Origin of the sequence: Bradyrhizobium quebecense (genome assembly GCF_013373795.3) — a bacterium.
GTDB lineage: Bacteria > Pseudomonadota > Alphaproteobacteria > Rhizobiales > Xanthobacteraceae > Bradyrhizobium > Bradyrhizobium quebecense.
This window is the reverse complement of record NZ_CP088022.1, coordinates 4,456,481-4,470,698: the sequence shown is the minus strand read 5'-3', so window position 1 is coordinate 4,470,698 and position 14,218 is coordinate 4,456,481. Positions and strand designations below refer to the sequence as shown.

Annotated in this window: 11 protein-coding genes; 8 read left to right on the top strand and 3 right to left on the bottom strand. The window is 64.9% G+C overall.

All coding sequences use genetic code 11. The features are described from left to right. The first annotated feature begins 299 nt into the window (after window positions 1-299). On the top strand, window positions 300-1,289 hold the full coding sequence (locus HU230_RS21700) for a LysR family transcriptional regulator (RefSeq protein ID WP_176529928.1): 990 nt from the start codon (window positions 300-302) through the stop codon (window positions 1,287-1,289). Window positions 1,290-1,347: 58 nt separating this feature from the next. On the opposite strand, the gene mobA is transcribed toward HU230_RS21700, so the two are convergent. Together mobA and HU230_RS21690 are read right to left on the bottom strand one after the other, a co-directional pair. Then, complete coding sequence (gene mobA / locus HU230_RS21695) at window positions 1,348-1,980, bottom strand: molybdenum cofactor guanylyltransferase MobA (protein WP_176529929.1); 633 nt, start codon at window positions 1,978-1,980, stop codon at window positions 1,348-1,350. Continuing rightward, on the bottom strand, window positions 1,973-2,857 hold the full coding sequence (locus HU230_RS21690) for a formate dehydrogenase accessory sulfurtransferase FdhD (protein WP_176529930.1): 885 nt from the start codon (window positions 2,855-2,857) through the stop codon (window positions 1,973-1,975). Before HU230_RS21690 ends, mobA begins: the two co-directional genes overlap by 8 nt. A gap of 196 nt (window positions 2,858-3,053) precedes the next feature. On the opposite strand from HU230_RS21690, the gene HU230_RS21685 reads away from it, so the two are divergent. From HU230_RS21685 to HU230_RS21665, 5 genes are all read left to right on the top strand, one after another. Further along, complete coding sequence (locus HU230_RS21685; RefSeq protein WP_176529931.1) at window positions 3,054-4,307, top strand: molybdopterin molybdotransferase MoeA; 1,254 nt, start codon at window positions 3,054-3,056, stop codon at window positions 4,305-4,307. A 207-nt stretch (window positions 4,308-4,514) separates the two neighbouring features. Further along, complete coding sequence (locus HU230_RS21680; RefSeq protein ID WP_176529932.1) at window positions 4,515-6,227, top strand: NADH-ubiquinone oxidoreductase-F iron-sulfur binding region domain-containing protein; 1,713 nt, start codon at window positions 4,515-4,517, stop codon at window positions 6,225-6,227. 34 nt (window positions 6,228-6,261) lie between these two features. Further along, window positions 6,262-9,048: a formate dehydrogenase subunit alpha gene (fdhF, locus tag HU230_RS21675; protein WP_176529933.1), complete on the top strand. Its 2,787-nt coding sequence runs from the start codon at window positions 6,262-6,264 to the stop codon at window positions 9,046-9,048. Window positions 9,049-9,103: 55 nt separating this feature from the next. After that, window positions 9,104-9,898 carry a dienelactone hydrolase family protein gene (locus HU230_RS21670; RefSeq protein WP_224924521.1) on the top strand — a complete coding sequence of 265 codons (795 nt, stop codon included), beginning with the start codon at window positions 9,104-9,106 and terminating at the stop codon, window positions 9,896-9,898. 31 nt (window positions 9,899-9,929) lie between these two features. After that, complete coding sequence (locus HU230_RS21665; RefSeq protein WP_224943431.1) at window positions 9,930-10,664, top strand: substrate-binding domain-containing protein; 735 nt, start codon at window positions 9,930-9,932, stop codon at window positions 10,662-10,664. A 50-nt stretch (window positions 10,665-10,714) separates the two neighbouring features. Here HU230_RS21665 and HU230_RS21660 read toward each other — a convergent pair whose 3' ends face one another. Then, window positions 10,715-11,251 carry a hypothetical protein gene (locus HU230_RS21660; protein WP_176529935.1) on the bottom strand — a complete coding sequence of 179 codons (537 nt, stop codon included), beginning with the start codon at window positions 11,249-11,251 and terminating at the stop codon, window positions 10,715-10,717. Window positions 11,252-11,340: 89 nt separating this feature from the next. Between HU230_RS21660 and HU230_RS21655 the strand changes: the two genes are divergently transcribed. Both HU230_RS21655 and HU230_RS21650 read left to right on the top strand, forming a co-directional pair. After that, window positions 11,341-11,928, top strand: a complete 588-nt coding sequence (locus HU230_RS21655) for an exopolysaccharide biosynthesis protein (protein ID WP_176529936.1) — start codon at window positions 11,341-11,343, stop codon at window positions 11,926-11,928. Window positions 11,929-12,042: 114 nt separating this feature from the next. Continuing rightward, window positions 12,043-13,254, top strand: coding sequence for an ABC transporter substrate-binding protein (locus HU230_RS21650; protein WP_176529937.1), 1,212 nt, complete (start codon window positions 12,043-12,045; stop codon window positions 13,252-13,254). The last annotated feature ends 964 nt before the right edge of the window (window positions 13,255-14,218 follow it).

Below are 14,218 nucleotides of genomic sequence, written 5' to 3'. Positions count from 1 at the left end.
TCCTGATCCAAGGAATCAGCAGGGCAGCCCGATGGGCGTACTGCGTCCGTGTCGGAACAGGGCCCTGTCAATTGCTGACGCTAATCGGGGCACCCGAGGGCTGCACTGTACCAGATATTGGCGGTAGCTGCGTCATCTGATTGCTCAAGAGAATGGTTTTCGATTGGAATAAAGTTTGCCCTTGGAGGGCTTTGTTGGAATCTATTCCCAACAATCCGACCGTCTCCGGATCGGTTTGGGATTTTTTGCGCGGCCGTCCGCGCTAGCCTGTCAGCGTCCCTCCCGCAAGGACGCCGCCCATGCCGCTCGCCTCCATCGATGTCGACACGCGACGCAGCCCGACGCCGGCAGAGACCGCGCTGACGCGCCGGGTGGACCTCACGACGCTGCGCCTGTTCGTCGCGGTCTGCGACGAACAGAACCTCACTCGCGCCGCGCAGCGCGAGGGGATTGCGGCCTCCGCGGTGTCGAAACGGATGAACGATTTCGAGCTGGCGTTCGGCGTCACGTTGTTCAAGCGGCTCGCCAAGGGCATGGCGCTGACGCCGGCCGGCGAGGCGTTGCTGCATCACGCCCGGGTCACGCTGCTCAATGTCGAGAAGATCGCGGTCGAGCTGTCGGAATATTCGCTAGGCGTGCGCGGCCATGTCCGCATGCTCGCCAACCTCTCGGCGATCGTGCAGTACCTGCCCGACGATCTCTCGGCCTTCTTCGACGCGCACGAGCTGCTCCGCGTCGATCTGCAGGAGCGGCCGAGCGGGCAGGTGGTGCGCGGCATCGAGGAGGGCGCGGCCGAGATCGGCATCTGCTCGGCCGAGGCCGACAGCCGCGCGCTCGAAGTCTTCCATTATCGCTACGACAATCTGGTGGTGGTGATGCGGCCGGACCATCCGCTCGCCGGCCGCGGAAAATTGCTGTTCACCGAGACGCTCGATTTCGACCACATCGGCCTGCACACCGCGAGCTCGATCTATCTGCACTCGCAATATGCGGCGACGCAAGCCGGCAAGACGATGCGGCTGCGCATCAACGTGCCCGGCTTCGATGCGGTCTGCCGCATGGTGCAGGCCAATATGGGCCTCGGCCTGATCCCCGATCGCGCCTTCGCAGTCGTCGGTGCCGGCATGGGCCTGCGTGCGATCCCGCTGCGCGACGATTGGGGGCGGCGCGAGCTGAAGATCGTGGTCCGCGATGCCGCGAATCTGTCCGCAACCGGCCGCCTGATGCTGGACTATCTGCGCGCCGTGGAAACGGATCGGAGAGGGCAGGCCGGCGGACAACTCGGCTAGCTGCGTGCGTGCTCGCAGCCGGGGACGTCCGTTCCGGACGCAAGCGCAGGCGCGCGTCTCAGCCGCCGTCGAGTGCGGCGAGGCGATCGGCTTCCATGATGTCTTCGACGGTGTTGGCGTTGAAGAACGGATCCAGCGGCTCGGTCGGCCAATCGACCGTTGCCAGCGGATAGCGCGCGGTCCAGCGATCGATCTTGCGCACGTCCTCCACGACCAGCGCGTGGCGCAATTCGTTCCGCAGACGCACGCTCCACAGACCGATGACCGGATGCGTCTGCCCGCCGGATGAGGCGACCGCGAGTTCGGCATTCTCTGCCGCGCGCGCCTGCTCCAGGCGTGCGACAAGATCACGCGGAAGAAACGGACAGTCGCCCGCTGCGCTCAGCACCCATTTCGCATCCGGCCGGTTGGCTGCGGTCCAATCGAGCGCGGCGAGGATGCCGGCGAGGGGACCCGGATAATCGGCGACATCGTCGGCGACGACCGGAAGGCCGAACGCGGCGAAGCGCGCGGGGTCGCCATTGGCGTTGATGATCAACTCGCTGCATTGGGGGGTGAGACGGTCGATCACCCGTTGCAGAATGGTCCGGCCGGCGATCTTGCGCATCGGCTTGTCGCCGCCGCCCATCCGCCGCGCGAGGCCGCCGGCCAGCAGCACGCCCGGGATGTCAGTCCCCGGGATATCAGCCATTGTCGGCCTCGCCCTTGCGCTTGTGCCGCATCGATTCCTCTTCGACATAGTCGAGGTTCTGGTCGTAGACGATCCGCCCCTCACCCGACAGCGCGATGAAGCGCTTGCCGCGCGCGCGCCCGACCAGCGTCAATCCGACCTGCCGCGCCAGATCGACACCCCACGCCGTGAATCCGGAGCGGGAGACCAGGATCGGGATGCCCATCCGCACCGTCTTGATCACCATCTCGGAGGTGAGCCGCCCGGTGGTGTAGAGGATCTTGTCTGCCGGATCGACATTGTGGCGATAGATCCAGCCCGCGATCTTGTCGACGGCGTTGTGCCGGCCGACATCCTCGGTGTAGCAGACCGGGGTGCTCTCCTTGCACAGCACGCAGCCGTGAATGGCGCCCGCTTCCAGATAGAGCGACGGCATCGTGTTGATGGTGTGGGTCATCTGGTAGAGCCAGGAGGTCCGCAGTTCGGCCTTCGGCAGCGCGACCTTCTCGACGGCTTCGAGCAGGTCGCCGAACGCTGTCCCCTGCGCGCAGCCCGAGGTCTGCGTCCGCTTCTTCAGCTTCGCTTCGAAATTGGTGTGGTGCTCGGTGCGGACCACCACCACCTGGAGGTCGTCGTCATATTCGACCTCGGTGACGACGTCGTCGTATTTGAGCATGTTCTGGTTCAGGAGGTAGCCGAGCGCGAGGTATTCGGGATAGTCGTTGATCGTCATCATCGTGACGATCTCCTGTGCGTTGAGGTACAGCGTCAGCGGCCGCTCGACCGGCACCTTGATCTCGGTCGGCGCGCCGGTCTGATCGATGCCGATGACGCGCTCGGTCAGTCGCGGATCGTCCGGGTCTGGAACAATAACGGGAGCGGTGGTCTTCTTGGTCACAGGGTCGGCGTCCCAATGGGTTCACATGGCAACGAAGCTGGGGATATAAGCACGATCGGAGACTGACTGGCCACTCTCCGCCGCTTCGCCGGAACTGCCAAGGATTCGTCAAGGATGGTCCGGCCTTGAGGATAACGCCGCAGTTCGCGATGTGGGTCGAACAAATCTTGTCGATGGACGAGGACTGAGGGACATCATGGCGCAGCTTTCCGACGACTGCTTCGCTTTCGGCGGACCGATGATGTCGGTCGACGAGGCCGTCGCGATCATCGCCTCGCGCGTCAAGCCTGTCGGCGAGACGGAAGCCGTCGCTCTGGTGGACGCCGACGGACGCATCCTTAGCCACGACGTCGCCGCGCCGCTGCCGCTGCCGCCTTTCATGAATTCCGCCGTCGACGGCTACGCGGTCTGCGGCACGGACCTGCCGGCGAGCGGTGAGCGCGCGTTTCCCGTCGCCGGGCGCGTGCAGGCGGGAGCGCCGGCAGCGCCCGCGCTGCCCGGCCAGGCGGTGCGGATCTTCACCGGTGCGCCGATGCCCGACGGCACCGACACGGTGTTCATGCAGGAAGACGTGCGGATCGACGATGCGGGCAGCGTGATCCTGCCGTCCGGCCTGAAGGTCGGCGCCAATGTGCGTCCGGCCGGCGAAGACATTCCGCGCGGCCACGTCGCACTGGCGGCGGGTCGGCGGCTGCGGCCGCAGGACATCGCCGTCGCCGCGGCCTTCGGGCTCACCACGCTCGATGTGGTGCGACGCCTGCGTGTCGGGGTGTTCTCCACCGGCGACGAACTGGCCGCGCCGGGCAGCCCGCGCGCCGAAGCGCAATTGTTCGATTCCAATCGCTTCATGCTGATCGCGATGTTGCGGCGGCTCGGTTGCGAGGTCGGCGATCTCGGCATCCTGCGCGACGAACGGGCCGGGCTCGCCAATGCGCTCAAGCAGGCCGCGCGACGCTACGACCTGATCGTGACCACCGGCGGCGTCTCGACCGGCGAAGAGGACCACGTCAAGGCCGGCATCGAGCAGGCGGGCTCGCTGGTGCTGTGGCGGATGGCGATCAAACCGGGCCGCCCGGTGGCGATGGGAATCATCGACGGCACGCCGCTGATCGGCTTGCCGGGCAATCCGGTGGCGAGCTTCGTCACCTTCGTCCATGTGGTGCGGCCGACCGTGCTGGCGCTCTCGGGCGCGGTGCCGTCTGCCTTGCTGCCGATGCCGATCCGTGCCGCCTTCAGCTACAAGAAGAAGAGCGGCCGCCGCGAATATGTCCGCGCTTCGCTGCGCCGGGCGGCGGACGGCTCGCTGGAGGCGACCAAGTTTCCCCGCGAAGGGGCCGGCCTGTTGTCGTCGCTGATCGAGACGGATGGGCTGATCGAGCTCGGCGAGTCCATCGTGCGGGTCGAGCCGGGCGATACGGTCGGCTTTCTCGGCTACGCCGACCTGCTCTGAGGCCGCAGACGCGGTCGAGCTCGCGTGAGCCGGACGCTCGCGCGATTGGGGATTCAGATCGACCGATAGGCAAACAGTAACAATGGGCTGCGCGGCAACCCGACGCTGCTAGAGGCGTTCTAAATGTGCTTGCCTGTGGCATGCCAGAGAATAGAGTTGGTTGAACCGGCGCAACTTGCGCAAAGCCGGGTTCCAAGGCGAGGTTTCATGAGTGGAGACGACGTTCACAAGGTCCGCGCGTTTGAGCATCCCGGAGCAGGCAGGAAGCGGGCGAAGGCCACGCCCAAGGGACGCCAGGTCGACCCTGCGGCCGCTCATGAGATCGAGGCGCTGCTCGCGGACCGGCCGAGGCGTCGCGACCTGCTGATCGAATACCTCCATCTGATCCAGGACAAATATCATCAGATTTCGGCGGCGCATCTTGCGGCGCTCGCCGACGAGATGAGGCTGTCATTCGCCGAAGTGTTCGAGACCGCGACCTTCTATGCGCATTTCGACATCGTGAAGGAAGGCGAGCCTGATATCGCGCCGCTCACCGTGCGTGTCTGCGATTCGCTGACCTGCGCGATGCTCGGCGGCGAGAAGCTGCTGAAGGATCTCCAGAGCCGCGCCGGCCCCGGCATCCGCGTCGTGCGCGCGCCGTGCGTCGGCCGATGCGACACCGCACCCACCGCGGAGGTTGGCCACAACTTCGTCGATCATGCGACCGTCAGCGACGTGCTCGCTGCGGCGAAGAGCGGCGACACGCATGTGCATCTCCCCCCTTACATCGATTACGACGCCTATGTCGACGACGGCGGATACCGGCTGCTGGCGCGCCTGCGCTCAGGCGAGTTGCCGCGGGAAGACCTGCTGAAGGCGCTCGACGATTCGTCGCTGCGCGGTCTCGGCGGCGCCGGTTTTCCGACCGGCCGCAAGTGGCGCGCCGTGCTCGGCGAACCCGGTCCGCGGCTGATGGCGGTGAACGGCGACGAGGGCGAGCCCGGCACTTTCAAGGACCGATACTATCTCGAGACCGATCCGCATCGCTTCCTCGAGGGCATGCTGATTGGCGCCCACGTGGTCGAGGCGCCGGAAGTCTACATCTATATCCGCGACGAGTACCCCGCCTGCCGCGAGATCCTTGCGCGCGAGATCGCAAAGCTTCCGCCTGGTGGTCCGACGCTGCATCTGCGGCGTGGCGCCGGCGCCTATATCTGCGGCGAGGAATCCTCGCTGCTGGAATCGATCGAGGGCAAGCGCGGCCTGCCACGGCACAAGCCGCCATATCCGTTCCAGGTCGGGCTGTTCGGCCTGCCGACGCTGATCAACAACATCGAGACGTTGTGGTGGGTTCGCGACATCGTCGAGAAGGGCGCCGACTGGTGGAAGAGCCACGGCCGCAACGAGCGCCACGGCCTGCGCAGCTTCTCGGTGTCGGGACGCGTCAAGGATCCCGGCGTCAAGCTCGCACCCGCCGGCATCACCCTGCGCCAGCTGATCGACAAGTTCTGCGGCGGCATGGCCGACGGCCATACCTTGCAGGCCTATCTGCCGGGCGGCGCGTCCGGCGGCATCCTGCCGGCGTCGATGGACAACATCCCGCTCGATTTCGGCACGCTGGAGAAATACGGCTGCTTCATCGGCTCCGCCGCTGTCATCGTGCTCTCGCAGGCCGATGACGTCAGGGAGGCCGCGCTGAACCTGATGAAGTTCTTCGAGGACGAGAGCTGCGGGCAGTGCACGCCCTGCCGCGCCGGAACCGAGAAGGCGGCGCTGCTGATGCAGCAACCCATCTGGAACAAGGAGCTGCTCGACCAATTGAGCCAGGCGATGCGCGACGCGTCGATCTGCGGGCTCGGTCAGGCGGCCTCCAATCCGCTGACCTCGGTGATCAAATATTTTCCGGACGGGTTTCGTCCGCAGCAAGCCGCCGAGTAGGCGGATCAAGCAGGCGAATTCGACGAGGATTTGAATGAGCAACAATCACAACTCCGGCCAGACGATCCAGTTCGAGCTCGACGGCCATCAGGTCGAAGCGCGGGCCGGCGAAACGATTTGGCAGGTCGCCAAGCGCCAGGGTACCGAGATCCCACATCTGTGCTATTCGCCGGAGCCGGACTATCGGCCGGACGGCAATTGCCGCGCCTGCATGGTCGAAATCGAAGGCGAGCGCGTGCTGGCGGCGTCCTGCAAGCGGACGCCTTCGGTCGGCATGAAGGTGAAGTCGGCCAGCCAGCGCGCCGTCGCGGCGCAGAAGATGGTCATGGAGCTGCTCGTCGCCGATCAGCCGGCGCGCGAGACCTCGCACGATCCGGACTCGAAATTCTGGCACTGGGCCGAGAAGACCGGCGTCACCGAGAGCCGCTTCCCCGCCACCGAGCGCTGGCACGCCGACACCAGCCACCCGGCGATGCGCGTCAATCTCGACGCCTGCATCCAGTGCGGCCTGTGCGTGCGGGCGTGCCGCGAGGTGCAGGTCAACGACGTGATCGGCATGGCTTATCGTAGTCACGGCTCGAAAATCGTGTTCGACTTCGACGATCCGATGGGCGAATCGACCTGCGTCGCCTGCGGCGAATGCGTCCAGGCGTGTCCCACCGGAGCGCTGATGCCGGCGGTGATGCTCGACGACAAGCAGACGCGCGTCACCTGGCCCGACCGCAAGGTGGACTCGCTGTGCCCGTATTGCGGCGTCGGCTGTCAGGTCACCTATGAGGTCAAGGACGAGAAGGTGATCTACGCCGAAGGCCGTGATGGCCCCGCCAATCACAACCGGCTCTGCGTCAAGGGTCGCTTCGGGTTCGACTACATCCATCATCCGAACCGGCTGACCAAGCCGCTGGTGCGGCTGCCGGGCGTGAAGAAGGATGCCAACGACCAGGTCGATCCGGCCAATCCCTACACCCATTTCCGCGAGGCTTCCTGGGAAGAGGCGCTCGATCTTGCCGCGGCCGGCTTGAAGAAAATCCGCGATGAGAAGGGCGCCAAGGCGCTCGCCGGGTTCGGCTCGGCCAAGGGCTCGAACGAGGAAGCCTACCTGTTCCAGAAGCTGGTCCGCACCGGCTTCGGCTCCAACAATGTCGACCACTGCACGCGGCTGTGTCACGCCTCGTCGGTGGCGGCCTTGTTCGAGGGATTGAGCTCCGGCGCGGTGTCGGCACCGTTCTCGGCCGCGGCCGATGCCGAGGTGATCTGGGTGATCGGCGCCAATCCGACCGTGAACCATCCGGTCGCCGCGACCTTCATCAAGAATGCGGCCAAGCGAGGCGCGAAGCTCTACGTGATGGATCCACGCCGGCAGTCGCTGTCGCGGCATGCCACGCAGCATCTCGCTTTCAAGCCGGGCAGCGACGTCGCGATGCTGAACGCGATGATCCACACGATCATCACCGAGGGCCTGACCGACGAGCAGTACATCGCCGGTTATACCGAGGGCTATGACGAGCTGAAGGCGAAGATCCAGGAGTTCACGCCGGAGCGCATGTCGCCGATCTGCGGCATTCCCGCCGAGACGCTGCGCGAGGTGGCGCGTGCCTACGCCCGCGCCAAGTCGTCGATCATCTTCTGGGGCATGGGCATCAGCCAGCATGTCCATGGCACCGACAATGCACGCTGCCTGATCGCGCTGGCTTTGATCACCGGCCAGGTCGGCCGCCCCGGCACCGGGCTACATCCGCTGCGCGGCCAGAACAACGTGCAGGGTGCTTCCGACGCCGGCCTGATCCCGATGTTCCTGCCGGACTATCAGCCGGTCGGCCGCGACGACATGCGCGGCGCGTTCGAGAAGTTGTGGGGGCAGGAGCTCGATCCGGTGCGCGGGCTGACCGTGGTCGAGATCATGAACGCGATCCACGCCGGCGAAATCCACGGCATGTATGTCGAGGGCGAAAATCCCGCGATGTCGGATCCCGATTTGCAGCACGCGCGCCAGGCGCTGGCGAAGCTCGATCATCTCGTCGTGCAGGACCTGTTCGTCACCGAGACGGCATTCCATGCCGACGTCATCCTGCCGGCCTCGGCGTTCGCCGAAAAGTCCGGCTCCTTCACCAACACCGACCGCCGCGTCCAGCTGGCGCGCGAGGTGATCAAGCCGCCGGGCGATGCGCGGCAGGATCTCTGGATCATCCAGGAGATCGCCAAGCGGATGGGATTGCCCTGGAATTATGCGGGGCCGGGCGAGGTGTTCACCGAGATGGCCCAGCTGATGCCGTCGCTGAAGAACATCACCTGGGAGCGGCTGGTTCGTGAGGGCGCGGTGACCTATCCGGTCGACGATCCGGACAAGCCGGGCAATGAGATCATCTTCACGACCGGTTTCCCGACCGAGAGCGGTCGCGGCAAGATCGTGCCGGCCAAGGTGATTCCGCCGGACGAATTGCCCGACGACGAGTATCCGATGGTGCTGTCGACCGGCCGCGTGCTCGAGCATTGGCACACCGGCTCGATGACGCGGCGCGCGCAGGTGCTCGACCAGATCGAGCCCGAAGCGGTCGCGTTCATGACCCCGAAGGACATGCGCAAGAAGGGGCTCGCACCCGGCGACTTCATCCGCCTCGAGACGCGCCGCGGCGCGGTCGAGGTCAAGGTGCGCGCCGACCGCGACGTGCCCGAGAACATGGTCTTCATGCCGTTCTGCTACGCGGAAGCGGCTGCGAATTTGCTGACCAACCCGGCGCTCGATCCGTTCGGCAAGATTCCGGAGTTCAAGTTCTGCGCAGTCCGCGCCGAGAAGATCGATATCCGGACGGCGGCGGAATAGCCGTCCGGGCCAAAACAAACGCAACGAAGCGACGCGAACCCGCAGGGAGATCAGCATGCGAACGATCATCGTCGGAGCACTTTGCGCCATCGCAATGGTCGCGAGCGCACACGCCGCGGTCAAGGAAGAGCCGGTCACCTACTCCGACGGCGAGACCACGATGAAGGGCTTCGTGGTCTATGACGACGCGAGCCAGGCCAAGCGGCCCGGCATCGTCATGGTGCACGAATGGTGGGGCATCACCCCGCATATCCATAACGAGGCGCGGAAGTTTGCGGAGCAGGGCTACACAGCCTTCATTGCGGACATGTACGGCGACGCCAAGACTGCCGACAACCCGAAGGATGCCGGCGCGCTCGCGGGGTCGGTGATGAAGGATGCGAAGGTGATGGAGCTGCGCTTCAACGCCGCGCGTGAGCAACTCGCCAAGCAGGCTTCGGTCAATCCTCAGCGGATCGGGGCCGTCGGTTACTGCTTTGGCGGCGCGGTGGTGCTGAACATGGCGCGCGCCGGCGCTGATCTCGCCGCCGTTGCGGGCTTTCACGCGTTGCTCGGGCCCAACACGCCCGCACCGGCGCCGGGCACCGTCAAGGCGAAAATCCTGATTCTGAACGGCGCCGACGACCCGTTCGTGAAGCGCGAGCAGTATGATGCGCTGAAGAAGGATTTCGACGCAGCGAAGGCCGATTACCGGATCATCGAATATCCGGGCGCCGTGCACGCGTTCACGAACCCCGAAGCCACCGAGCTCGGCAAGAAGTTCAACCTGCCGCTCAGATACGACGCCAAGGCCGATCAGGAATCGAAGGCCGAAGCGGCCAAGCTGTTTGCCGCAAACCTTCAGAAATGAGCCAACGGGCCGCCGACATGGTGCCGCAGCCTTGACGCCGGCAATCGCCGATAGCCCGGAAACGATCAGGGTCATCATTTCCGGCGGCTTCGCGGCGGTCTACCGGGAAGTGCTGCCCGAATTCGAGCGCAGTACCGGCATCAAGGTGGAGACCGGATCCGGCGCATCGGAGGGCACTGGTCCGAAAACGATCAGGCATCAGCTTGCGCACGGCACCAAAGCGGATGTGGTGATCCTTTCGCGGGAAGGACTGCGAAAGCTGAACGAAGACGGGCGGATTCGTGCGGGATCCGAGACGGGCCTCGCGACGGCTCCCTTGGTGGCCGCGGTTCGCTCAGGCGCTGCGAAGCCGGACATCGGCAATGCTGTCGCGCTGAGGAAGGCCTTGATCGATGCGGGCGAGGTGGTGGCGCCAAGCAGCACGAGCGGACAATTCGTCCGCGACAACGTCTTCCCCAGGCTGAACCTGCCGGACACGGTGCGGCTCACCCTCGCGACGCGGGGGACCGAGGCGGCCGAAGCGCTGCGCGCGGGCAAGGCGAATTTCTCGATTGGGCCGACCAGCGAGCTGGTGCAGGAGACCGGCATCGAGGTCGTCGGTCTGCTGCCTCCGGATCTGCAGCTTGTGCAGACCTTCACGGCCGCTGTCGTCAGCGACTCAAAGTCGCCTGCCGCAGCCAGGCGCCTGATCGATTTCCTTTCCTCGGATACCGCTATCTTGCGCGCGGCAATCAAGCGGGCGGGCATGGAGCGGCCGCGCGGATAGGCTGCCGTCACCAACTGGTTTCGCTGATCTTGCGCTGATCGCGGCGCGGCTCAGCGATCCCTGGCGCCGGGTGCCACGTTGAGCGGCGCGCCACCGGTCGAAATCGGACCTGCCGGTTTTGGCGCCCGAGCCGGCGGCGGCTTTCGGGGCTTCGGGGCAGCCTGTGCGACAGGTGCATGCGGTTGGTCGGCCGCTGCCGTGGCCGGCAATGGCACGGGAGCCGGAGCCGGGCGCTGGAGCGCGTCGACCTTCGACGTCAGGCTCGCCAATTGGTCGACGACGGCCTTCAGCTGCTCCTGCTGGTCCGCCACCGATTTGCCGAGTGCGCCGATGTCATCCTCGAGCTTCTGCTGGGTCGCGAGCAGATCCGGCAACGTCTCCTTGTCGCCTGCGGCCACTCTGTCGCTGACCGCAGCGTTGCCCAGGGACGGGACCAGCGGCGCGATCTGTGGCCAGGCGTAGACACCCCCGGCGCCCGCACAGGCGAGGACGACGATCAGCAGGAACCACGGCCAGCGGCGGCGCACGGCGGGAATCGGGCTTGACGGCGCATGGTGTTGCCATGCCTGGTCGGAATCGTTGGTCACCCATGCTTCCTAGTCTGCTTCGGCAGCTGTTGCAATCGATGCCGAGTCTGACCACTTTGGCAGCTATGTCCCCCTCGTCCGGAGCCCCATTGGCGCCCACGCACACGTCCCAACTTCTTGAGGAACTCGTCGCTCAAGCACCGGACGGCCCCGTCGATCTCGAATGGCTCCTCAGCAACCTGGACAAGCGGTCGTTCGGCCTGCTCCTGCTGCTGTTGGGGCTGCTGGTGATCATCCCCGGCGTCGCGACGGTTGCGACGCTGGCGCTGCTGTTTCCGGCGGTCGAGATGATGCGTGGCCGCAGCGCGCCGTCGTTTCCGAGCTTCCTGTCGAAGCGACAGTTCGACTTCAAGCGCTTCAAGCGGTTCACCGTTCTCGTCCGTCCGATGCTGCAGGCGATCGAGCGCATCAGCCGGCCGCGCTGGGACGCGCGTCGCGACGTGATCGACCGCCTCGTCGGACTGGTCGTGTTTCTGCTGGCCTTCTCGGCAGGCTGGCCGCTGCCTCTGGTGAACGTCATTCCGGGAATGGTAGTCGTCCTGATCGCGGTCGCCTACCTGCAGGAGGACGGCCTGCTGCTGGCGATTGCGATGGCGGCTGCGCTGATCTGCCTGCTCGGGCTCGGATGGACGCTCTGGGCAACGTTCGGAGCCGTGATGAACTGGATGGGGCTGTGACGCTCGACGGCTAGAGCAGCGAGATGTCCCGACTTCAGGGGTCGACATCTCGCGCGGGCTTGATCATGATCTCGCCGGACGTCGCGGCAAACAGCGACGCGAATGGGAGAACACATGCGTTGCATCACGCTCGCGGCCGTCGCCGCGCTCAGCCTTGTTTCCGCTTCGGCGGTTCTCGCTGCCGACAAGAAATACGATCCCGGCGCCAGCGATACCGAAATCAAGATCGGGCAGACCATGCCCTACAGCGGTCCGGCTTCGGCGTACGGCACGCAGGGCAGGGCCGAGGCCGCATACTGGAAGATGATCAACAGCCAGGGCGGAATCAACGGCCGGAAGATCACGCTGCTGAGCATGGACGACGGCTATAGCCCGCCGAAGACGGTGGAGCAGACGCGCAAGCTCGTGGAGCAGGATGAGATCCTTGCCAACATCGGCTCACTGGGCACCCCGACAAATTCGTCGATCCAAAAATATCTGAACGGCAAGAAGATCCCGCATCTGCTGATCTCCACCGGCGCCTCGAAGTGGAACGATCCGAAGGAATTCCCGTGGACCACGCCGTTCTATCCGCCCTATGCGCAGGAAGCAAAGATCTACGCAAAGTACGTCGCCAAGGAGCTGCCCAACGCGAAGATCGGCGTGATCTACCAGAACGACGACTTCGGCAAGGACTATCTGAAGGGCTTCAAGGAGGGGCTGGGAGAGAAGGCCGGTCTGATCGTCAAGGAGCTCAGCTACGAGGTGACCGATCCCACGATCGATTCCCAGATCGTCAATCTGAAGGCCACCGGCGCCGACGTGCTGATGACGATCACGACGCCGAAGTTCGGCGCGCAGGCGATCCGCAAGGTGGCCGATCTCGGCTGGAAGCCGACGCACTTCATCGTGTCCGTCGCCAGCTCGATCGGCGGCGTGCTCGAGCCTGCCGGCCTCGAAGCATCCACCGGCCTCATGACGGCGCTGGCGACCAAGGTGGTGGGCGACCCCGCGTGGGACACCGACAAGGGCGTGCAGGACTATCTCGCCTTCATGAAGCAGTGGTATCCGGAGGGCAATCCGATCGATGGCAGCAACCAGATCGGTTATCTGTCGGCGCAGTTCACGGCCATCATCCTGAAGAACTGCGGCGACGTGCTGACGCGCGAGAACCTGCTGAAGCAGGCCACCAACCTGAGCAAGATCTCGCTGCCGCTCTTGCTTCCCGGCATCACGGTATCGGTGTCGCCGACGGACTACTCCACCTTCGACACGTTCAAGCTTGCGAAGTTCGACGGCAAGACATGGAAGTTCTTTGGCGAGAACATCAGCACCGCGTCGCGCTGAGGAGAAGCGAGAGGCGGCTGTGCTGTCCGGCATCCATGGACGCAGCAAAGTTCGCTGCGTCCATGCGAGGGTGTTGCCTAGTGCGGATGCCTTGATCGCTTGAGTTCGGCGACCTGAAACTTCCCGGCGGCGGACAGGCTGCTGCAAACCCAGTAGGCTCTATTTCGGTAATCGCCCAGGAACACTTTGGTCTCGACGCAATCCTCGTAGGACTTGTAGGTCAGGTTGTCTCTGCACGTTGCCGAGAAAGGTCCATGTGTTTGTCCGCCCGCCGACTCGCTACACCCAACCCAGGGGTCTTTGCCGTGGGGAAGGCTCGACTCGCAGCCCCCGTTGCAGTTGCTGGCGACCTTCTCCAGACTGGCAATCCTCCCCAAGACTGAATCCGGCGCAGGTGATGGCGTTCGAGCGCTCGAGGATGATGTGTGACCGGTTGACGATGTCCGGCGAGCAGCCACTCTGCTGCTTGCGACGTCCTTCGGCCTGATTGGCCTTGCCGCCGGCTTCGGCGCTTCGACCGTGATGGAGGGAAGCGGGGCGCTGGAGCCTGTTGGGGTTTGCGACGCAGCAGGGCCGCACAGCAAGACAGTCGACAGGAAAGCGACGGCGGAGGGCGCAACAAACCTTGACGACAATTTCATGACCTTGTCCTCTCGAGGACGGACATGCCGTCCTAATTGCATTGCCACGCAGATTCAACTAGCCGAAATTTCAGAACTTGGCCACTGAGGGTCAGAAGAATTTCTGCCGCTGACCGCCCTTGACATGCTTGCGAGGGACGATGCGGACGACTTGCCCAAAACTGCTGCCATGTCTGTTCTTGGCTCAAGCCGGATATCACGGCGGCGATGCTCGACTTCGCCTTTTGACCCGAAGCTGACCAACGAACTCGCACGTGACCAAACGACGAAGAAAAACCCCGCCGAAGCGGGGTCTTAATGCAATCGATCTGTAAAATGCTAGC

Excerpts from the sequence above, each read along its gene's own strand:
- HU230_RS21700 (WP_176529928.1), top strand. The coding sequence starts at position 300 with ATGCCGCTCGCCTCCATCGATGTCGACACGCGACGCAGCCCGACGCCG.
- mobA (WP_176529929.1), bottom strand. The coding sequence starts at position 1,980 with ATGGCTGATATCCCGGGGACTGACATCCCGGGCGTGCTGCTGGCCGGC.
- HU230_RS21685 (WP_176529931.1), top strand. The coding sequence starts at position 3,054 with ATGGCGCAGCTTTCCGACGACTGCTTCGCTTTCGGCGGACCGATGATG.
- HU230_RS21680 (WP_176529932.1), top strand. The coding sequence starts at position 4,515 with ATGAGTGGAGACGACGTTCACAAGGTCCGCGCGTTTGAGCATCCCGGA.
- fdhF (WP_176529933.1), top strand. The coding sequence starts at position 6,262 with ATGAGCAACAATCACAACTCCGGCCAGACGATCCAGTTCGAGCTCGAC.
- HU230_RS21670 (WP_224924521.1), top strand. The coding sequence starts at position 9,104 with ATGCGAACGATCATCGTCGGAGCACTTTGCGCCATCGCAATGGTCGCG.
- HU230_RS21650 (WP_176529937.1), top strand. The coding sequence starts at position 12,043 with ATGCGTTGCATCACGCTCGCGGCCGTCGCCGCGCTCAGCCTTGTTTCC.